This window comes from Microbacterium thalli (assembly GCF_028737325.1).
Classification (GTDB): Bacteria; Actinomycetota; Actinomycetes; order Actinomycetales; family Microbacteriaceae; genus Microbacterium; species Microbacterium thalli.
The window spans coordinates 660,832-681,011 of sequence record NZ_JAQZCH010000002.1; the positions used below are offsets into that span (position 1 = coordinate 660,832).

At 70.1% G+C, this 20,180-nt stretch carries 17 protein-coding genes, 1 tRNA gene and 1 other RNA gene; 8 read left to right on the forward strand and 11 right to left on the reverse strand.

The window, feature by feature from the left end; all coding sequences use genetic code 11:
* Positions 1-112: 112 nt before the first annotated feature.
* The gene (locus PUW82_RS11075) at positions 113-823 is read left to right on the forward strand and encodes a DUF4191 family protein (RefSeq protein WP_274222338.1); all 711 of its coding nucleotides are present in this window, start codon (positions 113-115) and stop codon (positions 821-823) included.
* A gap of 30 nt (positions 824-853) precedes the next feature.
* Here the strand turns inward: PUW82_RS11075 and PUW82_RS11080 are convergent, their stop codons facing one another.
* Positions 854-1,288 (reverse strand): RDD family protein, encoded by a 435-nt coding sequence (locus tag PUW82_RS11080; RefSeq protein ID WP_274222339.1) that lies wholly within the window; start codon positions 1,286-1,288, stop codon positions 854-856.
* A 133-nt stretch (positions 1,289-1,421) separates the two neighbouring features.
* Here PUW82_RS11080 and glnA (PUW82_RS11085) point away from each other — a divergent pair, with 133 nt between their 5' ends.
* Positions 1,422-2,846, forward strand: coding sequence for a type I glutamate--ammonia ligase (gene glnA / locus PUW82_RS11085; protein ID WP_274222340.1), 1,425 nt, complete (start codon positions 1,422-1,424; stop codon positions 2,844-2,846).
* Between the two features lie 85 nt (positions 2,847-2,931).
* Here glnA (PUW82_RS11085) and PUW82_RS11090 read toward each other — a convergent pair whose 3' ends face one another.
* Together PUW82_RS11090 and PUW82_RS11095 are read right to left on the reverse strand one after the other, a co-directional pair.
* Entirely contained in the window at positions 2,932-3,603 is a 672-nt protein-coding gene (locus PUW82_RS11090) for an esterase/lipase family protein (protein ID WP_274222341.1), read from the reverse strand.
* Positions 3,600-4,385, reverse strand: a complete 786-nt coding sequence (locus PUW82_RS11095) for an alpha/beta fold hydrolase (RefSeq protein WP_420792768.1) — start codon at positions 4,383-4,385, stop codon at positions 3,600-3,602. The genes PUW82_RS11090 and PUW82_RS11095 overlap by 4 nt, the downstream gene beginning before the upstream one ends.
* A 139-nt stretch (positions 4,386-4,524) precedes the next feature.
* Here PUW82_RS11095 and PUW82_RS11100 point away from each other — a divergent pair, with 139 nt between their 5' ends.
* Complete coding sequence (locus tag PUW82_RS11100) at positions 4,525-4,674, forward strand: hypothetical protein (RefSeq protein WP_274222343.1); 150 nt, start codon at positions 4,525-4,527, stop codon at positions 4,672-4,674.
* Positions 4,675-4,690: 16 nt separating this feature from the next.
* Here PUW82_RS11100 and PUW82_RS11105 read toward each other — a convergent pair whose 3' ends face one another.
* From PUW82_RS11105 to PUW82_RS11120, 4 genes are read right to left on the reverse strand one after another with little or no spacing between them, the layout of a single operon-like run.
* Positions 4,691-5,593, reverse strand: coding sequence for a DUF808 domain-containing protein (locus PUW82_RS11105; RefSeq protein ID WP_274222344.1), 903 nt, complete (start codon positions 5,591-5,593; stop codon positions 4,691-4,693).
* A 9-nt stretch (positions 5,594-5,602) separates the two neighbouring features.
* Positions 5,603-8,593, reverse strand: coding sequence for a bifunctional [glutamine synthetase] adenylyltransferase/[glutamine synthetase]-adenylyl-L-tyrosine phosphorylase (locus PUW82_RS11110; protein ID WP_274222345.1), 2,991 nt, complete (start codon positions 8,591-8,593; stop codon positions 5,603-5,605).
* 4 nt (positions 8,594-8,597) lie between these two features.
* Entirely contained in the window at positions 8,598-9,935 is a 1,338-nt protein-coding gene (gene glnA, locus PUW82_RS11115; RefSeq protein ID WP_274222346.1) for a type I glutamate--ammonia ligase, read from the reverse strand.
* Positions 9,936-9,967: 32 nt separating this feature from the next.
* On the reverse strand, positions 9,968-10,189 hold the full coding sequence (locus PUW82_RS11120; protein ID WP_274222347.1) for an SPOR domain-containing protein: 222 nt from the start codon (positions 10,187-10,189) through the stop codon (positions 9,968-9,970).
* A 77-nt stretch (positions 10,190-10,266) separates the two neighbouring features.
* Between PUW82_RS11120 and ppgK the strand changes: the two genes are divergently transcribed.
* Positions 10,267-11,091: a polyphosphate--glucose phosphotransferase gene (gene ppgK, locus PUW82_RS11125; RefSeq protein ID WP_274222348.1), complete on the forward strand. Its 825-nt coding sequence runs from the start codon at positions 10,267-10,269 to the stop codon at positions 11,089-11,091.
* Positions 11,092-11,113: 22 nt separating this feature from the next.
* Here the strand turns inward: ppgK and rnpB are convergent.
* The 4 genes from rnpB to PUW82_RS11145 form a co-directional block, all read right to left on the reverse strand.
* Positions 11,114-11,472, reverse strand: an RNA gene (rnpB, locus tag PUW82_RS11130) — RNase P RNA component class A.
* A gap of 43 nt (positions 11,473-11,515) precedes the next feature.
* Positions 11,516-13,204: a bifunctional 3'-5' exonuclease/DNA polymerase gene (locus PUW82_RS11135; RefSeq protein WP_274222349.1), complete on the reverse strand. Its 1,689-nt coding sequence runs from the start codon at positions 13,202-13,204 to the stop codon at positions 11,516-11,518.
* Positions 13,205-13,211: 7 nt separating this feature from the next.
* The gene (locus PUW82_RS11140; RefSeq protein WP_274222350.1) at positions 13,212-13,943 is read right to left on the reverse strand and encodes a zinc ribbon domain-containing protein; all 732 of its coding nucleotides are present in this window, start codon (positions 13,941-13,943) and stop codon (positions 13,212-13,214) included.
* 1 nt (position 13,944) lies between these two features.
* Positions 13,945-14,018: transfer RNA gene (locus PUW82_RS11145), tRNA-Val, on the reverse strand.
* Positions 14,019-14,155: 137 nt separating this feature from the next.
* Between PUW82_RS11145 and aceE the strand changes: the two genes are divergently transcribed.
* From aceE to PUW82_RS11165, 4 genes are all read left to right on the forward strand, one after another.
* A complete protein-coding gene (gene aceE / locus PUW82_RS11150; RefSeq protein WP_274222351.1) occupies positions 14,156-16,885 on the forward strand; it encodes a pyruvate dehydrogenase (acetyl-transferring), homodimeric type in 2,730 nt (909 codons plus the stop codon).
* Positions 16,886-16,893: 8 nt separating this feature from the next.
* Positions 16,894-18,096 (forward strand): PucR family transcriptional regulator, encoded by a 1,203-nt coding sequence (locus PUW82_RS11155; RefSeq protein WP_274222352.1) that lies wholly within the window; start codon positions 16,894-16,896, stop codon positions 18,094-18,096.
* 94 nt (positions 18,097-18,190) lie between these two features.
* Positions 18,191-19,108 (forward strand): ACP S-malonyltransferase, encoded by a 918-nt coding sequence (locus tag PUW82_RS11160; RefSeq protein WP_274222353.1) that lies wholly within the window; start codon positions 18,191-18,193, stop codon positions 19,106-19,108.
* The gene (locus PUW82_RS11165) at positions 19,105-20,106 is read left to right on the forward strand and encodes a beta-ketoacyl-ACP synthase III (protein ID WP_274222354.1); all 1,002 of its coding nucleotides are present in this window, start codon (positions 19,105-19,107) and stop codon (positions 20,104-20,106) included. Before PUW82_RS11160 ends, PUW82_RS11165 begins: the two co-directional genes overlap by 4 nt.
* Positions 20,107-20,180 lie beyond the last annotated feature (74 nt).

Sequence of the window (20,180 nt, forward strand, 5' to 3'; positions counted from 1 at the left end):
TCTGAGACGACCCGCTCGCCGCATCCCCACAGCGGCGAGAAGGTGGGGACGGCCGCTGCGACCACGATCCTGTGCAGGCGTGAGCGACCCGCCGGAAAGGTAGGCTGTGAGCATGTCGTCCCGCAGCACCGCACCCGAGAAGCGACCCGGATTCTTCTCCCAGCTCCGCTCCCTGTTCACCTTCACGAAGGAGTACTTCAGCTGGCTGCCGTGGGTCCTCGCCGCGGTCGTCGTCGTCGGGGTGGGGCTCGGCGTCCTGGTGGGCTTCCTGATTCCGCCGGCCGCGATCTGGAGCATCATCCTGTGGGCCGTGACGGGTCTGCTGTTCGGCATCCTCGGTGCGATGATCCTCATGACCCGTCTCGCCACGCGCGCCATGTACAAGCGGATCGACGGCATGCCGGGCGCCACGGGTCACATCATTTCGACGAACCTCGGGCGCAAGTGGCAGGCGTCCGAGATGCCGGTCGGCGTGAACCCGAAAACGCAGGAAGCCGTCTACCGCGCGGTCGGTCGCGGCGGTGTCGTCATCGTCGGCGAGGGGGCGCGCGGCCGCCTCACCCGTCTGATCAACGACGAGCGGGCGAAGGTGCAGCGCGTGGCGTCGGGCGTGCCGGTCCACATCCTGTACGTCGGTCACGGCGAGGGTGACGTGCCCATCGCGAAGCTCGCACCGACCATCAAGGCGTTCCCGAAGGCGATCGATCGCACCACCATGTCGGCCGTCATCAAGCGCATCGACTCGGTCTCGCAGTCGGTCACCTCGCTGCCGATCCCCAAGGGCGTCGACCCGATGAAGGCGCGCGCTCAGCGCCCGCGCTGAATCGGCCGCGGCCGGGCGACCTCCGCGCTCCTAGGCGCGAACGAGGATCGTGCCGGCCGCTTTGTCGTGCAGCCCTCGCTGATCGGCATCGAACACGACCGCCGGCAGCACGAGCACCAGCAGCAGCGTGCGCACGATCGGTCGCCACAGACCGGTCCAGCCGCCGTTCAGCAGCTCGAGGCGCAAGCCGACGATCCGATGGCCCGGACTGCCGCCGATGAGCGGGATGAAGATCACCTGCAGCGCAGCGAACACGGTGATCGGGGCGAACTGCGTCAGGCCCGCCTCACCCGGCAGCGCGAACTGGTTGAAGCCGAGGAAGGCCGTCGCCAGCAGAGTCGCCGCGGCATAGTCGATGGCGAGACCGCCGATGCGCCGTCCCAGCCGGCCGACGCTGCCCGGTCCCTGTGCGGGCCGCCCCAGTCGCTCGCCGGGATAGCTGTTCTCGCGCAGGTGATCGGGCACCAGACCAGCCTAAAGGGGGCCGTCGGCGTAACATCCCCGAAACACCCGAGATACTGCCGGGCAACTGGATGCCGATAGGTTCGAAGAGGCCTGGATCATCCCGGGCTGTTCCTCACCCGATCTTGGAGACTCCATGTTCAAAGATTCTTCCGAGGTGCTCAAGTTCATCCAGGACGAGGACGTCAAGTTCCTCGACATCCGTTTCACGGATCTTCCTGGCGTGCAGCAGCACTTCAACATCCCGGCCTCGACCGTCGACGAGGAGTTCTTCACGGTCGGACAGCTCTTCGACGGCTCGTCGATCCGCGGCTTCGCGAACATCCACGAGTCCGACATGCAGCTGATCCCGGACGTGTCGACGGCGTACCTCGACCCGTTCCGCGAGGCGAAGACGCTGATCATGATCTTCGACATCTACAACCCGCGCAACGGTGAGATCTACGCGAAGGACCCGCGTCAGGTCGCCAAGAAGGCCGAGAAGTACCTGGCCTCGACCGGCATCGCCGACACCGCGTTCTTCGCCCCCGAGGCGGAGTTCTACATCTTCGACGACGTCCGCTACGAAGTGAAGCAGAACTCGAGCTTCTTCTCGGTCGACTCCGAAGAGGGCGCGTGGAACACGGGCCGCGTCGAAGAGGGCGGCAACCTCGCCAACAAGACCCCGTACAAGGGCGGCTACTTCCCCGTCTCCCCCGTCGACAAGACGGCCGACCTGCGCGACGACATCTCGCTCAAGCTCATCGAGTCGGGCCTCGTCCTCGAGCGTGCCCACCACGAGGTCGGCACCGGCGGTCAGCAGGAGATCAACTACCGCTTCGACACCATGGTGCACTCGGCGGACGACATCCTGAAGTTCAAGTACATCGTCAAGAACACCGCCGAGGAGTGGGGCAAGGTCGCGACCTTCATGCCCAAGCCCCTGTTCGGCGACAACGGCTCGGGCATGCACACGCACCAGTCCCTGTGGCTGAACGGCGAGCCGCTGTTCTACGACGAGAAGGGCTACGGCGGCCTGTCCGACATCGCGCGGTGGTACATCGGCGGTCTGCTCAAGCACGCTGCCGCGGTGCTGGCCTTCACCAACCCGACGCTCAACTCGTACAAGCGTCTGGTCAAGGGCTACGAGGCTCCGGTCAACCTGGTCTATTCGGCCGGTAACCGTTCCGCCGCGATCCGCATCCCCATCACCGGCACGAACCCCAAGGCCAAGCGCATCGAATTCCGCGCGCCGGACGCCTCGGGCAACCCGTACCTCGCCTTCGCCGCGCAGATGATGGCCGGCCTCGACGGCATCAAGAACCGCATCGAGCCGCACGAGCCGGTCGACAAGGACCTCTACGAGCTGCCGCCCGAGGAAGCCAAGAACATCCCGCAGGTTCCGAACTCGCTGCTCGACTCCCTCGAGGCGCTGCGCAACGACCACGAGTTCCTGCTGGCCGGTGGCGTCTTCACGCCCGAGCTGATCGAGACCTGGATCGAGTACAAGATCGAGAACGAGATCCAGCCGATCAACGCTCGCCCTCACCCCTACGAGTACGAGCTGTACTTCGGCGTCTGAGGCGCATCCTGCGTACGCGACCCCGCCGTCCGCTCCTTCGGGAGCCGGGCGGCGGGGTCCGTCGTATCACCGACGGGACCCGCGATCAGGTCGCGAGGCGCTCGACCTCGGCCACGACCCGCGGATGCGCCAGCACCCGGAAGTGACCGCCCGTCTCGAGGCGCACGTTCCGCGCCCCCGCGAGCTCGCTGCCGCCAGGGATGTGCGGATCGAACTCGCCGTACACCGACACGATGCGCGCGTTCGGCGCCAGCTCGCGCGTGAGAGCCCGGATGACGGCCGAGTTCGGCGAGAACGCCCGCAGCGACGGCAGCAGCATGACCCGGCCGTACACGGATCCGGCGAACGGGCTCGCGATCGCGACCATCCCGCGGATGCGCTCCCCCGTCTCGGAATCCGACATAACCTGCTTGCCGATCAGCCCGCCCTTGCTGTGCGCGACCAGGACGACGTCCCGCAGATCCTGCTCGCGCAGATAGGCGGCGACATGGCGGGCGCCCCGGGGAACGGGCCAGCGGTTGCGTCCGAGCGCCGCGATAACGTGCACGGGGTGCCCGCGCTCGTGCAGCTCGGTGATGAGGGGCTGCAGGAACCGCCACGTCTCGTAGATGCCGGGCAGCACCACCACGGGCGTGCCATCGCCGCTGGCGAAGTCGCCGGGGTCGGTGCGCGAGAACACCGCCCGTGCCTGCCAGGTCACCGCGTACGCGTAGTCCGCGATCCACCAGGCGGCATCCCGGATCAGATGTCGAGTCATGCGGGCCGCACTGATCGCTGCGCGAGGAAGGCCGTGATGCCGCTCGCCACGGCTCGGGCGTCGGTGCGCTCGACGTGATGCGCCGATCCGGGGATGACGAGGACCTCGCCCGCCGCCGCATGCCCTGCGAGCCGGTGCACCCAGTCGTCGCCCGCGATCGGGTCGCGCGAGCCGCGCACCACCAGCACGGGAACCGATAGCTCTTCGACGCGCTGCTCGATCGGATACGCCACCATGTGCCGCACCTGCGCGAAGAACCAGCGCAGCCCGGAGCGGAGATAGTCCCCCAGCACCACCGCGTTGACGCGGGGCGGCTCCAGGAGGCCGTCGAGGGCGAGCGCGCGGGCTTGCGCGGACAGGGTGCGGTGACGGTCATCGGTGACGGGGCCCATCAGGACGACTGCTCGAACGGATGCCGGCCGCCGCAGCGCCGCCGCCGCGACCCACTGCGCACCCATGGAATGCCCCCCGAGGATCACCGGGCTCGACGACAGCTCGCCGATCAGCTCCGCGATCGCGGTGCCCATCCGCGTCACCGTCACGTCGTCGCGGGGCACCGGCAGACCCGCGAACCCCGGGAGGTCGAGGCTGTGCACGGTCGCCGCCCCGGCGAGGCCGCCATGCAGATGGAGGTACGAACGGTGCGACATCCCGACACCGTGAATGAAGACGTACGTCGGCGCATCCGGGCGTGCAACGCTGCTCCAGCTCCGGAACCGGAGCCCGTCGATGGTCCATTCGCGGGGCGATCCGGCACAGGGAACGCGGCGGAGGGCGGGGATACGAGTCGGCACCGCGTCAGCGTAGTCCGCGTCCGATGCCAGTCGCACCGCGCTTGACTTCGTGCCGGCGGCCGATGCAAGGCGCGTGGCCGCTGTCAAGCGGCGTGACGTGCCCGCCGCCGCGCGGTGGACTGACGCCATGACCGATGCATCGAACGACCAGCAGCCCATCGCCGACCCCGCCGCTCAGAAGACCGACCGGGACGACACCTCGATCGTGCCCGACCTCACCGGCGACCCCGTCGAGACGGAGCGCGCGCGCACCGAGGACGTTCCCGAGCGCGACTGACGCCGAGCGACGCGCCTCAGTGCGCTCCGGCACCGCTGTGCGCGTCCGCGCCACGGTGTCGGAGCCGGCGGACGAGCATCAGCACGCCGACGATGATCAGCCCGGCCACGAGCCCGGCGATGGCCGACACGAAGGTCTCCCCCGTCCAGACGACGACTCCGCCGAGGTCGTGCAGGGCGTGCTCGATGCCGTGAAGCAGGTCGGCCGCGGGGTGCACGCCGACCTCGCCGAGGTTCGCCAGCAGCAGATGGCCGCCGACCCACAGCATGGCGACCGTGCCGACGACGCTGATGACGCGGAAGACCGCGGGCATCGAGCGCACGATCCGCATCCCCGTGTGCCTCACCTGGCGCGACGGGTTCTTGGCCATACGCAACCCGATGTCGTCGATCTTCACCAGCAGCGCGACCGCACCGTAGACGATGCCGGTCATCAAGAGCGCGATCACCGCGAGGACGGCGAGCGTCTGCCAGATGCTCATGTCGTCGTCGAGATTCGACAGCGAGATGAGCATGATCTCGGCCGAGAGGATGAGGTCGGTGCGGATGGCGCCGAGAACGAGCTTCTTCTCGTCGCGCGGGCCGTCGTCGGCGGCGCCGTGGTGCACACCGAACCACTCGAGCACCTTCTCGGCGCCCTCGTAGCAGAGGAAGGCGCCGCCGAGGATGAGCAGGAACGGCAGTACGGCCGGCGCGAACGCGGTCAGCAGCAGAGCGACCGGGATGATGATGAGGAATTTGTTCGCGATGGACCCGAGCGCGATCTTCCCGACGACCGGCAGCTCGCGCGCGGGCGTGATGCCCTGGACGTACTGCGGTGTGACCGCGGCGTCGTCGATGACGACACCCGCGGACTTGGCCGAGGCCTTGAGCGCGGCGCTCAGGATGTCGTCGACGACGGCGAGCAGACCAACCGACATGATTCCCCTTCAGGCATAGAAGTGCTTCTCGAACACGCGGCGGGCCTGGCGCGCGGCGCGCATCCAGTCCTCCTCGACCATCGTGGCCGATCTCGCAGGATACTCCAGCAATCGACCGATGCCGTCGAGCCGGGCACGGTCGGTGGGAAGCACATCGCTGGTCTGACCCGACAGCAGCGTGTTCGCCGAACGCAGGCGGCTCGCCAGCCGCCACGCCGCCGCAAGTTTGTCTGCGGCATCCCGCGGGAGCAGCTCGGCGTCCACCGCCGCGTCGAGCGCCGCCATCGTCGACGTCGTCCGCAGCCCGGCGACGCGACGACCGTGCTCGAGCTGCAGCAGCTGCACGAGCCACTCGACATCGCTCAACCCCCCGGGGCCGAGCTTGAGGTGGCGGGAGCGGTCCTGCCCCTGCGGCAGACGCTCGCTTTCGACGCGGGCCTTGATGCGTCGGATCTCACGCAGCCCCTGGGGGTCGGGCGCTTCGGGGTAGCGGACGTCGTCGGCGAGCGCGAGGAAACGCTCGATGAGCGTCACGCTGCCGGCGACACCCCGCGCGCGCAGCAGCGCCTGCGCCTCCCACGACAGCGACCAGCGGCGGTAGTACTCCGCGTACGACTCGATCGAGCGCACGAGCGGTCCGTTGCGTCCCTCCGGGCGCAGGCCCGCATCGAGGTCGAGCGGAAGCCGGTGATCCTCGGAGTATCGACGCACCCCGTGCACGAGCTGCAGCGCCAGCTCTTGCGCGCGCTGCGGAGCGACATCGTTCGGGGCGTAGACGTAGATGATGTCGGCATCCGATCCGAAGCCGAGCTCCGCACCGCCGAAACGTCCCATCGCGATGATCGAGAAGTCGAGGCCTTCGTCCTCCGGCGGGACGATTTCGCGACGCACGGCCCGCAACGTGGCTTGGATCGTCACCTCGGTGATCGTCGTCAGACCTTCCGCCAGCTCCTCGATCGACAGGTCGCCCACCACCGCAGCCATGGCGAGACGCAGCAGCTCACGTCGACGCAGGGCACGCACGGCCGACATCGCGTCGTCGATCGACCGGTGCCGGGTCTGGATCGCCCGCGCCTCCTCCTGCAGCACGTAGCCGGGGCGCGGACGCAGCTGTTCCCGCGAGTCGAGCCACGCGATCGACTCGGGGATCCACTCCATCAGCTCGCCGACGTAGCGCGAGCCCGAGAGCAGCCGGGTCAAACTCTCGGCGGCACCGGCCGAGTCGCGCAGCATCCGCAAGAACCACGGCGTATCGCCGAGACGCTCGCTGATGCGACGGAAGGCCAGCAGCCCGTAGTCCGGGTCGACGCCGTCGGCGAACCACCGCAGCATCACGGGCATGAGGTGACGCTGGATCGCCGTCTTGCGGCTCAACCCGCTCGTCAGCGCCCCCATGTGGCGCAGAGCGCCGGCCGGGTCGCGGAATCCGATCGCCGCGAGCCGCGCCTTCGCCTGCTCGGGCGAGAGCATGTGCTCGTCCGCGGGCAACGCTGCCACCGCCGACAGCAGCGGACGGTAGAACAGGCGGACGTGGATCTCGCGGACTTCGCGCTTGATCTCCTCCCACGCCGCGACGACGCGGTCGGCGCTCTCGCCGATCCGCGCCGATCGCGCGAGGACGCGCAGCGATGCGCCGTCCTCGGGCATCAGGTGCGTGCGCCGCAGGTCGCGCAGCTGCAGCCGGTGCTCCATGACGCGCAGCCGCCGGTAGTCGAGGGCGAAGTGCGCGGCATCCTCGCGTCCGATGTACCCCTGCGACACCAGCGCGTCGAGCGCGTCGAGGGTCGAGCGCTCGCGGATCCGCTCGTCCGACGCCCCGTGCACGAGCTGCAGCAGCTGCACCGTGAACTCGACATCGCGGATGCCGCCGGGGCCGAGCTTGAGCTGACGGGCGACCTCGTCGGCGGGGATGTGCTCAGTCACGCGCTCGCGCATGCGCTGCACGCTGTCGACGAAGTTCTCGCGGGCGGCGCTGGCCCAGACCCGCGGCTGCATAGCGTCGACGTAGCGCTCGCCCAGCTCCTCGTCCCCGGCGAGGGCACGCGCCTTCAGCAGCGCCTGGAACTCCCAGCTCTTGGCCCACCGGTCGTAATAGGCGATGTGCGAGTCGAGTGTGCGCACCAGGGCACCCTGCTTGCCCTCGGGACGGAGGTTCGGGTCGACCTCCCACAGCGGCGGCTCGACCTCGACCTCCGAGATCCCGCGCATCGTCTGCATCGCCAGTCGGGTCGCGATGTCGACCGCGCGGGCCTCCGCGACGACCGACTCGTCGCTCGAGCCGCCCACGAAGATGACGTCGACGTCGCTGACATAGTTGAGCTCTCGGGCGCCCGACTTCCCCATGCCGATGATGGCGAGCTGCGTGGCGGCGACCTCGTCACGCTCGAACCGTCCGGTGCCGGGAACACCGGCGACGAGGCGGCTGCGCGCCACGGCGAGCGAGGCTTCGAGCGCCGCTCCCGCCGCGTCCGCGAGCGCCGCCGCGACCGCGTGCAGGATGAGCGCCGGGTCGGACGCGCCCAGGTCGAAACGGGCGATGCGCGCGAGCATCCGCCGGTAACCCACGCGGAGTGCGACACACGCTTCGTCGCCGGCCGTGGCGGCGAAGCCGTCGGTCGCGCCGACGCTCGCCAGAAGCGCATCCCGCAGGTCGTCACGCGTGGGCAGTCCCTCGCCGTCGCCGGCGAGGTCGGCGAGTTCGTCCGGATGCCGCAGGTAGAACTCCGCGAAGCCGCGTGATGCGCCCAGCACCCCCCAGACGGCATCCGGGCGTCGATCGAGCGCCGCGCGCACCGCGTCGGGTGCTCGCCGTGCGATGCGCAGCAGCGCATCCGTCGCGCCGTCGGGATCGGCGGCGGCCTCGGCGCCCGCGACGAGTTCGTCGCGCGGCAGGCCGGTGGCCTCCGAGAGCTCGCCGAGCTGCTCGTCGGCTCGCCCGAGATCGTCGAAGCCCGCTCGCGCGAGTCCGGTCAGACCGACCGCCCGAGGTCCCCGGTTCATGGCCTCAGAGCATCTCCAGATTGCTCTTGAGCTCGAACGGCGTCACCTGTGCGCGGTAGTTCTGCCACTCGCGACGCTTGTTCAGCAGCACGTAGTTGAAGACCTGCTCGCCCAGCGTCTCGGCGACGAGCTCGGACTCCTCCATGTACTCCAATGCGTGATCGAGGCTCGCCGGCAGCGGGGCGTAGCCCAGGGCGCGCCGTTCGGCATCCGTCAGCGACCAGACGTTGTCCTCGGCCTCGGAAGGCAGTTCGTAGCCCTCCTCGATGCCCTTCAAACCCGCGGCCAGCAGCAGCGCGTAGGCGAGGTACGGGTTCGCGGCCGAGTCGAGGGCGCGGTACTCGACACGCGACGACTGGCTCTTGTTCGGCTTGTACATCGGCACGCGGACGAGAGCGGAGCGGTTGTTGTGACCCCACGTGATGAAGCTCGGCGCCTCGTCGCCGCCCCAAAGCCGCTTGTATGAGTTGACGAACTGGTTGGTGACCGCCGAGATCTCGTTCGCGTGGCGCAGCAGGCCCGCGATGAACTGGCGTCCCGTCTGCGAGAGCTGGTACTGCGCGCCCTCCTCGTAGAACGCGTTCACGTCGCCCTCGAAGAGAGACATGTGCGTGTGCATGCCGCTTCCGGGATGGCCGCCGAGGGGCTTGGGCATGAAGGTCGCGTAGACACCCTGCTCGATCGCCACCTCCTTGATGACGGTGCGGAACGTCATGATGTTGTCGGCCGTCGCGAGGGCGTCGGCGTAGCGCAGATCGATCTCGTTCTGTCCGGGACCGCCCTCGTGGTGGCTGTACTCGACCGAGATGCCCAGGTCTTCCAGCATCCGCACCGAGCGGCGACGGAAGTCGTGCGCGGTGCCGCCGGGCACGTTGTCGAAGTAGCCGGCCGAGTCGACGGGCTCGGGGCCTTCGGGGCCGTAGCTCGAGGACTTCAGCAGGTAGAACTCGATCTCGGGGTGCGTGTAGAACGTGAAGCCCGCATCGGCGGCCTTCGCGAGCGAGCGCTTGAGCACGTTGCGCGGATCGGCGACGGCGGGCTGACCGTCGGGGGTCGTGATGTCGCAGAACATCCGCGCCGTCGGGTCGACCTCACCGCGCCACGGCAGCAGCTGGAAGGTGGTCGGGTCGGGATGCGCGAGCAGGTCCGACTCGTAGCTGCGGGTCAGGCCCTCGATGGCCGAGCCATCGAAGCCCAGCCCTTCGGCGAAGGCCCCCTCGACCTCGGCGGGCGCGATCGCGACCGACTTGAGGGTGCCGATCACGTCGGTGAACCAGAGCCGGACGAACTTGACGCCCCGCTCCTCGATCGTGCGCAGTACGAAGTCCCGCTGCTTGTCCATCGCGTCCTCTCCGAGACAGGGTCGCAACCAGACTACTGGCGGTGAGCGTCCTCCGACGGCGGGGTGCCCCACTCGTCCGCGCGCGCCTCGTCTTCGCGCCAGGCCTGCGCCCGTTGAGCCATGATCTCCGGCGCCCGAGCGGCCTCGTCCGCGGTCGCGAAGGGACCGGCACGGTCGGCGCCCGGGGACTGTTTGCCCCGCTCCACCTGACGCGTCACGAGGTTGTACCAGAACTCTCCGTCGCTCGCGGGCATGATGGCTCCTCACTTGCGCACGGGCGGCGCTCAGCCCGAGCCTAATCCGGCGGGCGCCCGGTCGATAGGCTGGGCGCATGAGTGCGAACGCGACGCGAGCTGTCGGAGTGGACATCGGCGGAACCGGGATCAAGGGAGCCGTCGTCGACCTCTCGACGGGCACCCTGCTGACCGATCGGATCAAGGTGCCCACCCCGCGCGGCGCCGAGCCCGAGGACGTGCTGGCCGCGGTGAAGGTCGTGCTCGACCGCCTCGAGGTGGCCGACGCCCCCGACGTGCCGCTCGGCGTCGCGTTCCCCGCCATCGTCAAGCACGGACGGACGCTGTCTGCGGCGAACGTCGCCGACACCTGGATCGATTTCGAAGCCGAGCACTTCTTCGAGTCCGGCCTCGGGCGCCAGATCCACTTCGCCAACGACGCGGATGTCGCGGGCGTCGCCGAACTGCGCTACGGCGCGGCGCGCGGACAGGACGGCCTCGTCATCCTCACGACGCTCGGCACCGGCATCGGCTCGGCGATGATCTACAACGGCGTGCTCATCCCCAACTCCGAGCTCGGCCACGTGCACCGCGCGAAGCACGGCAAGGACGCCGAGGCCTGGGCCGCCTACTCGGCCATGGAGCGCGACGAGCTCGACTGGCCCGAATGGGCCGAGCGGCTGCAGTGGTACTACAGCCACATCGAGTTCCTCTTCTCGCCCGACCTGTTCGTCGTCGGCGGTGGCGTCTCGAAGCACGCCGACAAGTTCCTGCCGCTGCTCGATCTGAAGACGCCGATCGTCCCCGCGGTGCACCGCAACAACGCGGGCATCATCGGTGCCGCCGCCCTCGCCCTCGCCGGCGAACGCCCCGGTGCGCTCGACGCGACGACCGAGGACCTCGCCGCCACGACCGCGGAGTGAGGTCCGCGCGCTGCGTGAGGTGCGAATGGGCCGGCCTGTACGCCGGGTTCTGTCCGGGGGCGTGAGCCCCGTGGACGGCCATCTCTCTCGGCGACACGTTGCCGTGCCGCTCCAGCGGTCTACCCGGGGACTCGGCGGACCGCGTCTGCATCCCCTGTCTGACCTTGCTCCGGACGAGGTTTACCGTGCGGGTCGTGTCACCACGACCCCGGTGGTCTCTTACACCACCCTTTCACCCTTACCGACGTGAACGCCGGCGGTCTGCTCTCTGTGGCACTGTCTCGCGGATCACTCCGGGTGGGTGTTACCCACCGTCCTGTCCTGTGGAGCCCGGACGTTCCTCGGTGCGGTTGCCCGCCACGCGACCGTCCAGCCGACCCATTCGCCCGTCGAGTCTAGCCGCCGGGTCGCGCCGGCTCCGCCGTCAGCTCTTGTCGGCGGATGCCGCGATGCGCACGTCCAGCCGGAAGTCGAGCGGGAATGAACCGAACAGCAGGCGGCCCGCGGCATCCGCCGCTTCCCGCACGGCCTCGGCTGCCGCGTCGGCGTGATCGACCGGGGCGTGGACGATGATCTCGTCGTGCAGGAAGAACGCCAGGTGCGCGCGCCCCGTCACCGGATGCTCGCCGACGGCGGGGAACGCGGCAAGGCGTCGGCGCAGATCGGCGAGCCACGCGAGAGCCCATTCGGCCGCCGTCCCCTGGACGACGAAGTTGCGGGTGAAGCGGCCGCGTTCGCGCGCCCGCGACCGGGCGAAGGCGCGGACCGCATCGGATGCCTCCGGCTCAGCCGCATCCGCCTGCAGCTCGCGCCACGCCGCGGACGGTTCCGGGCTCGTGCGTCCCAGCAGTGTGCGGACGGACCCGCCGTCCTCCCCCACGCGGGCGGCGTCATCGACGAGCGCCATCGCGCGCGGGTAGGCCCGGCGCAGCGACGGCACGAGCCGGCCGCTGTCACCGCTCGTGGCGCCGTACATGGCGCCCAGCAGGGCCATCTTCGCGTCCTGCCGGGTCGGGACGGTGCCGCGCGCGACGATGCCCTCGTAGAGATCGCGGCCACGGGCAGCCTCGGCGAGCGCCACGTCGCCGGCCATCGCGGCCAGGATGCGGGGCTCGAGCTGTGCGACGTCGGCGACGACGAGAGTCCATCCCTCATCGGCGCGCACGGCGGGGCGGAGCATCCGCGGCAGCTGCAGGGCGCCCCCGCCCGACGACGCCCAGCGCCCCGTGACCACCCCGCCGGGCACGTACACCGGTCGGAAGCGGTCGACGGGGATCCACTCGTCCATCCAGGCCCAGCCGTTGGCGCTGAGCAGCCGCATCGCCCGCTTGTACGCCAGCAGCGGCTCGATGACGGGGTGGTCGTGGCGTCGGAGTTCCCACTTGCTCGTGGACTCCACCAAGACTCCCACCCGGTGCAGCGAGCGCAGCAGACGGGGGTGCGAGTCCAGACTCGCTCCCGGGTCGCCGAGCTCGGCGCGCACCCGGTCGGCGAGGTCGCGCACCGCGCTCGGCAGCTCGCCGGGGCGTGGCCGCGGGCCGAGGACGTCGGTGAGGATGGCGTCGTGCACGTCGCGGCTCCACGGCACACCGGCCGCGTGCAGCTCGACGGCGACCAGCGCGCCGGCGGACTCCGCCGCGGTCAGCAGTCGCAGCCGCCCCGGGTCGGTCGCCTCGCCGATCGCCCGCGCCTGGCGCGCGAACTCGGTGAGCGTCGCATCGAGGCCGTGCGGGATGGCGTCGGCGGCGGGCTCGAGAGCGAACAGCACGTCGCGCTCGGCCGTGGGGTCGGCGGAGGCGGCATCCCACGCGGTCGCGGCGCGCAGGTCGGCGGCATCCGTCACGAGCGAGCTGTCGCGCAGGATCGCGTGACACAGGCGCACGTCGTGACACCGGTCGACGCGGACGCCCGCGGCGAGGATGCCGTGGTACCACGCGGTCGTGTCGGACCAGATCCAGCGCGCGTCGGGATCGGCCGCCACCTCGTCGGCGAGCTGCGCCGTGGGGATGACGCGGCGCTCGGTCACCGACCCCGTCGCGTCCACGACCGCGATGTCGACGCCGCCGTCGCTGCGGCGTCCGACCGCGCGCCAGCGGGCGCGGGTCGCGGTCATGGTCGGATCACAGACCGGATTCGTCGGTGCGCACGAGGATGCACCCGCACTGCGGGCAGGTCACGACCTCGTCGGCGGCGGCCTGCGCGATCGTCTTCAGATCGGTGCCCGACAGCTCCATGTTGCAGCCCCCGCACGTGCGACGGCTGAGCAGCCCGGCACCCGGCGTGCGCTGTGCGAGCGACTCGTACCGCGCGAGCAGATCGCCCGGGACGCGCGCGGCGATCGCGGCACGGTCGCGCGTCGCGGCATCCCGGCGCGTCTGCGCCTCGGCCACCGCGGCCTTGCCGTCGGCGCTGAGCCGGCCGCCCTCGGCGTTGACGTCGGCGATGAGCGCCTGCTGGGCCGCGACCGCGGCCTCGGCGGCCTCGAGCCGCTCCATCGCCGCCAGCTGAGCATCCTCGAGCTCGCTCTTGCGGCGCGCGAGCGAGGCGATCTCGTGTTCGAGCCCCTGCGCGTCCTTCGCGCTGGACGTCGCGGCCAGGCGCTCGGCGTCGCGTGCGGCCCGCGCGTCGACGACCGTGACGTCGGAGGCGATGCGGCCGAGCTCGGCCTGGATGTCGTCTCGCGTGCCGAGCAGGCCGGTCAGCTCGACCGACAGCTCGTGGCGGCGCGCGAGGAGCTCCTGGACGCGCTTGGCCTGAGCCGGGTTGCGCATCGCCGCCTCGGCGCCGCGGGCCTGTGCGTCGAGCCGGACGAGATCCAGAAGCAGCAGCTGGTCTGCGGGGGTGGCATTCATGTGGGCCCAGAGAGACTCGAACTCCCGACCCCCTCGGTGTAAACGAGGTGCTCTAACCAACTGAGCTATAGGCCCCTGCTCTCAGTCTACGAGAGCGCCGAGACCTCTGAGCGTGGGTAGGCTGTCGTGCGGTGCTTGTGCGCGCCCGACAACGCCTGCGCACAGCCCGTGGTGATTACCTGGCACGATCTGCCATACGAGAAAGGTCGCCCGTGACTGTCAACGATCAAGACCCCTACTCCCAGGACGCACTGGACAGCGACCCCGAAGAGACCGGCGAATGGCAGGAGTCGCTGCGGCAGCTCGTCGATGCGAAGGGCTCGGGTCGCGGTCGCGAGATCATGCTGAGCCTGCTTCAGGCCTCGCACGAGCTGCAGCTGAACGTGCCGCAGGTGCCGGTGACGGACTACATCAACACCATCGCGCCCGAGAACGAGCCCGAGTTCCCCGGCGATGAGGAGCTCGAGCGCCGTTACCGCCGGTGGATCCGCTGGAACGCCGCGGTTACCGTGCACCGCGCGCAGCGCCCCGGCATCGGGGTCGGCGGCCACATCTCCACGTACGCGTCGTCGGCCTCCCTCTACGAAGTCGGCTTCAACCACTTCTTCCGCGGCCCCGAGCACCCCTCGGGCGGCGACCAGATCTTCATCCAGGGCCACGCCTCCCCCGGCATCTATGCCCGCTCGTACCTCGAGGGTCGCCTGACCGAGGACCAGCTCGACGGCTTCCGCCAGGAGGCGTCGAAGGCGCCCAACGGCATCCCGTCGTACCCGCACCCCCGTCTGATGCCGGACTACTGGCAGTTCCCGACGGTGTCGATGGGCCTCGGCCCGATCAACGCCATCTACCAGGCGATGAACAACAAGTACCTGACGAACCGGGGCATCAAGGACGTCTCCGACTCGCACGTCTGGGCCTTCCTCGGCGATGGCGAAATGGACGAGGTCGAGAGCCGCGGACAGCTGCAGGTCGCAGCGAACGAGGGCCTCGACAACCTGACCTTCGTCATCAACTGCAACCTGCAGCGCCTCGACGGTCCGGTGCGCGGCAACGGCAAGATCGTCCAGGAGCTCGAGGCCTACTTCCGCGGTGCCGGCTGGAACGTCATCAAGGTCGTCTGGGGCCGCGGCTGGGACGAGCTGCTCTCGCAGGACTCGGAAGGCGCGCTCGTGCGCCTCATGAACACCACGCCCGACGGTGACTTCCAGACCTACCGCGCCGAGGACGGCGGCTTCATCCGCGAGCACTTCTTCGGACGAGACGAGCGCACCGCCGCCCTGGTGAAGGACTGGTCGGACGACGACATCTGGGGCAAGCTCCGCCGCGGTGGCCTCGACTACCAGAAGGTCTACGCCGCGTACAAGCAGGCCATGGAGCACAAGGGCCGCCCCACCGTCATCCTCGCCAAGACGATCAAGGGCTACGGTCTCGGTCACCACTTCGAGGGCCGCAACGCGACCCACCAGATGAAGAAGATGACGCTCGAGAACCTCAAGCACTTCCGCGACTCGATGCGCATCCCGATCACCGACGCGCAGCTCGAGGAGAACCCCTACCTCCCGCCGTACTACCACCCCGGCGCCGAGGACGAGACGATCCGCTACATGCTGGAGCGTCGCCGCGATCTGGGCGGCTTCCTGCCCCAGCGTCGTACGACCCACGTCCCGCTCACCCTGCCCGGCGACGAGTCGTACGCCCTGCCCAAGAAGGGCTCCGGCACGCAGGAGATCGCGACCACCATGGCGTTCGTCCGTCTGCTGAAGGACCTGCTGCGCTCGAAGGACTTCGGTCACCGCATCGTGCCGATCATCCCCGACGAGGCGCGCACGTTCGGCATGGACGCGTACTTCCCGACCGCGAAGATTTACAACCCGAACGGTCAGAACTACACGTCGGTCGACCGCGAGCTGCTGCTGGCGTACAAGGAGAGCCCCCAGGGTCAGATCCTGCACGTCGGCATCAACGAGGCCGGCGCCGTCGCGGCGTTCACCGCGATCGGAACGTCCTACGCCACGCACGGCGAGCCGCTCATCCCGGTCTACGTCTTCTACTCGATGTTCGGCTTCCAGCGCACCGGCGACGCCCAGTGGGCAGCCGGTGACCAGATGGCGCGCGGCTTCATCATGGGCGCGACGGCCGGTCGGACGACGCTGACCGGCGAGGGTCTGCAGCACGCCGATGGCCACTCGCACCTGCTCGCCTCGACCAACCCCGCCACGATCTCCTACGACCCGGCCTACGGGTACGAGATCGCGCACATCGTCCGCTCGGGCCTCGAGCGCATGTACGGCGGCAACCACCCCGACCCCAACGTCATGTACTACATCACGCTCTACAACGAGCCGCTGGTACAGCCGAAGGAGCCGGAGGATGTCGACGTCGACGGTATCGTGCGCGGTATCCACCGCGTGAGTGTCGGCGAGGGCGACGGCCCCCGTGCGCAGCTGCTCGCCTCGGGCGTCGGCGTGCCGTGGGCCTTCGAGGCGCAGAAGCTGCTGAAGGACGACTGGGGCGTGGTCGCCGACGTGTGGTCGGTCACGAGCTGGACCGAGTTGCGCCGCGACGGCCTCGCCGCCGACGAGCACAACTTCCTGCACCCGACCGACGAGCCGCGTTCGGCGTTCGTGACGCAGAAGCTGAACGACTCCGAAGGTCCCGTCGTCGCCGTCAGCGACTTCATGCACGCGGTGCAGGACCAGATCCGCCCGTGGGTGCCGCGCCGCTTCGCCACGCTGGGTGCCGAGGGCTTCGGCTTCTCGGACACCCGCCCGGCCGCGCGTCGCTACTTCAAGATCGACGGCCCGTCGATCGTGGTGCGAACCCTGCAGGCTCTGGCCGACGACGGCGTCGTCGACCGTGGTCTCTCGGCGCAGGCGATCGAGCGGTACCAGCTGCACGATGTCGCCGCGGGCACCAGCGGCAACGCGGGCGGAGAGAGCTGACCCCGTCGGTGGCCGACGCACGGTCGAAGGCGGACACGCTCGCGTGGCTCCGCCGCATCTCGGGGGATCTGGCCACGGCCACGATCAATCGCCTCGAGGAGACCCTGCCCTGGTACGCCGAGATGCCGCCTGCGCGCCGGTCCTCTGTCGGACTGGTCGCGCAGGCGGGCATCACGTCGTTCATCCAGTGGTACGAGGACCCGTCCTCGACGCCACGGATCGCCGCCGACATCTTCGCCGCGGCCCCGCGCGAGCTGCTGCGCAGCGTGAGCCTCACGCAGACGCTGCAGCTCGTGCGGGTCACCGTCGAGGTCACGGAGGAGCGCGTCGCCGGCCGCGGCGATGATGTGCGCGAGGCGATCCTCAAGTACTCGCGCGACGTCGCCTTTGCGGCAGCGGACGTCTACGCCCGCGCCGCCGAGGCTCGCGGGCTCTGGGACGCGCGGCTCGAAGCCCTCGTCGTCGACTCGATCCTGACGGGCGAGACCGACGAGGAGCTGCCCAGCCGGATCGCCGCGTTGGGCTGGCACGGCCACGGTGCCGTCTCGGTGCTGGTGGGTACCGCCCCCGCGCAGTTCGACGTGGACCAGCTGCGTCGGGCCGCGCGGAAGATGGGCGTCGACGTCCTCGTCGGCGTGCAGGGCCTGCGACTCGTCCTCGTCATCGGGCGGGCAGACCTGCCCGGACGCGTCGAGCCCGTTCCGGATCTGACGTTCCTCGAGATCGCCGCACGCCTCGAACCCGGCTTCGGCGCCGGTCACCTCGTCCTGGGGCCGACGGTGTCGGCGCTCGTCGATGCCAGCCAGAGTGCCCGCGCCGCGCTCGCGGGCTTCGCCGTCGCGGGGGCCTGGCGCCACGCGCCGCGGCCCGTCGAGGCGGACGACCTGCTGCCCGAGCGGGCGTTGGCCGGCGATCCCGTTGCGAAGGCGACCCTCGTCGAGCGCATCTACCGCCCGCTGCTGGCGCACTCCACCGACCTCGTCGCCACCCTGTGGAGCTACCTCGACAACGGTCGCTCGCTCGAGGCCACCGCCCGCGAGCTCTTCGTGCATCCGAACACGGTGCGGTACCGCCTCAAGCGCGTCTCGGATGTGATCGGCTGGGATGCCACGGGGCCGCGCGAGGCGCTGATCCTGCAGACCGCGCTGATCCTGGGCTCCATCGGCAACGACCTCACGCGTCGCCGCGCCCCTGCCGCACGCCGGGGCTGACCTCGCGCCGCCTGTACGGTCGACACAAAGGATCACCGCATTGTTGTGATGCTGCCGCCAGCGGCGACGTCATCGAAGTTGGAAGGATGGAATCGTGATCATCGCCGTGTTCCCCGGTCAGGGCTCTCAGTCCCCCGGGTTCCTCGCCCCCTGGCTCGAGCTGGACGGTGCACGGGAGCGCCTGGAGCAGTACTCCGAGCTCGCCGAGGTCGACCTCGTCGCCGCCGGCACCGAGTGGGACGCCGACCGCATCCGTGACACCCGCGTGGCGCAGCCGCTCATCGTGGCAGCCAGCCTGCTGTCGTACGACGCGCTGACCCGCACCGGCGCCACGCCCGCCGGCGTCGCCGGGCACTCCGTCGGCGAGGTGGCGGCTCTGGTGGCCGCCGGCGTCGTCGACGAGAACGCCGGCCTGCGACTGGTCGGCCTGCGCGGACGGGCGATGGCGGATGCCGCGACGCGCGAGCAGACGGGCATGAGCGCCGTCCTCGGCGGCGATCAGGATGCCGTCGTGGCCCGGCTGTCCGAGCTCGACCTCACGCCCGCGAACTACAACGGCGGCGGCCAGATCGTCGCGGCCGGCACCCTCGACGCGCTCGGTGCGTTGGCCGCCGAGCCCGTGCCCGCGACCCGCGTGATCCCGCTGCAGGTGGCCGGCGCGTTCCACACCCGCTTCATGGCGCCCGCCGTCGATGCGCTCGAGGCCGCTGCTGCCCAGACCGACACCCGCGACCCCGAGCTGACGCTGTGGTCCAACCGCGACGGCGCGGTCGTCACGGATGGCCGCGACGCGCTCGATCGCCTCGTGGCGCAGGTCGCCTCTCCCGTGCGCTGGGACCTGTGCATGGCCTCCTTCGCCGAGCACGGCGTCACGGGCATCATCGAGTTCGCGCCGGCGGGAACCCTCGTCGGTCTCGCGAAGCGGGCACTGCGCGGCATCCCCTCGGTCGCCGTCAAGACCCCCGACGACCTCGTCGCCGCATCCGCTCTCATCTCCGGAGGTGCCGCATGACCGCTGCCATCCGCCAGGCCACCGGCCCCGCTCACACCCGCATCTACGCGTACGGCGCGGCACGCGGCGAGAACGCGGTCCCCAACGACGACCTCGTCGGCCCGATCGACTCGAGCGATGAGTGGATCCGTCAGCGCACCGGCATCGTGACGCGTGTGCGCGCCGATAAGGGCACGAGCGTCATCGACCTCGCCGCCGACGCGGTGGCCGAGGCGATCCAGCGCAGTGGCGTGCCCGCCGACCAGGTCGACGCGGTGATCGTTTCGACGATCTCGAACCCGAAGCAGACGCCGTCGGTCTCGGCGATCGTCGCCGATCGCGTCGGAGCCAATCCCGCCGCGGCGTACGACGTCAACGCGGCGTGCGCCGGCTTCTCGTACGGCGTGACGCAGGCGGACGCCCTCGTCCGGGCGGGCGCCGCGCGCTACGTCGCCGTCGTCGGCGCCGAGAAGCTCAGCGACATCGTCGATCCGACCGACCGGACGATCTCGTTCCTGCTCGGCGACGGCGCGGGCGCCGTCATCGTCGGCCCCAGCGACACCCCCGGTATCGGCCCGACCGTGTGGGGTTCCGACGGCTCGAAGGCCGACGCCGTGGGCATGAACCACACGCTGGTCGAGTTCCGCGACGGCACGGCGCCCTGGCCCACGCTCCGCCAAGAGGGACCGACGGTGTTCCGCTGGGCGGTCTGGGAGATGGTGAAGGTCGCGCGGCGCGCGATCGAAGAGGCCGGGATCCAGGCGACCGACCTCGCCGCGTTCATCCCCCACCAGGCCAATATGCGCATCATCGACGAGTTCGCAAAGCAGCTCGGCCTGCCCGAGACGGTCGCCATCGGACGCGACATCGAGACGACCGGCAACACGTCGGCGGCCTCGATCCCGCTCGCGACGCACCGTTTGCTCGACGAGCACCCCGAGCTCAGTGGCGGCCTCGCCCTGCAGATCGGGTTCGGCGCCGGGCTCGTCTTCGGCGCGCAGGTCATTGTCCTTCCCTGACCCGCAGCAACCCCGCACCTAGACTGAACAGCGGCCCGGGTCCGGGTCGGTCCAGAGATAACAAGGAGAACACC

What these genes read in the sequence shown, in the direction of transcription:
- PUW82_RS11075 (WP_274222338.1), top strand. Translation starts at nt 113, where the DNA reads ATGTCGTCCCGCAGCACCGCACCCGAGAAGCGACCCGGATTCTTCTCC.
- glnA (WP_274222340.1), top strand. Translation starts at nt 1,422, where the DNA reads ATGTTCAAAGATTCTTCCGAGGTGCTCAAGTTCATCCAGGACGAGGAC.
- PUW82_RS11090 (WP_274222341.1), bottom strand. Translation starts at nt 3,603, where the DNA reads ATGACTCGACATCTGATCCGGGATGCCGCCTGGTGGATCGCGGACTAC.
- PUW82_RS11100 (WP_274222343.1), top strand. Translation starts at nt 4,525, where the DNA reads ATGACCGATGCATCGAACGACCAGCAGCCCATCGCCGACCCCGCCGCT.
- PUW82_RS11105 (WP_274222344.1), bottom strand. Translation starts at nt 5,593, where the DNA reads ATGTCGGTTGGTCTGCTCGCCGTCGTCGACGACATCCTGAGCGCCGCG.
- PUW82_RS11110 (WP_274222345.1), bottom strand. Translation starts at nt 8,593, where the DNA reads ATGAACCGGGGACCTCGGGCGGTCGGTCTGACCGGACTCGCGCGAGCG.
- glnA (WP_274222346.1), bottom strand. Translation starts at nt 9,935, where the DNA reads ATGGACAAGCAGCGGGACTTCGTACTGCGCACGATCGAGGAGCGGGGC.
- PUW82_RS11120 (WP_274222347.1), bottom strand. Translation starts at nt 10,189, where the DNA reads ATGCCCGCGAGCGACGGAGAGTTCTGGTACAACCTCGTGACGCGTCAG.
- ppgK (WP_274222348.1), top strand. Translation starts at nt 10,267, where the DNA reads ATGAGTGCGAACGCGACGCGAGCTGTCGGAGTGGACATCGGCGGAACC.
- PUW82_RS11135 (WP_274222349.1), bottom strand. Translation starts at nt 13,204, where the DNA reads ATGACCGCGACCCGCGCCCGCTGGCGCGCGGTCGGACGCCGCAGCGAC.
- PUW82_RS11140 (WP_274222350.1), bottom strand. Translation starts at nt 13,943, where the DNA reads ATGAATGCCACCCCCGCAGACCAGCTGCTGCTTCTGGATCTCGTCCGG.
- PUW82_RS11165 (WP_274222354.1), top strand. Translation starts at nt 19,105, where the DNA reads ATGACCGCTGCCATCCGCCAGGCCACCGGCCCCGCTCACACCCGCATC.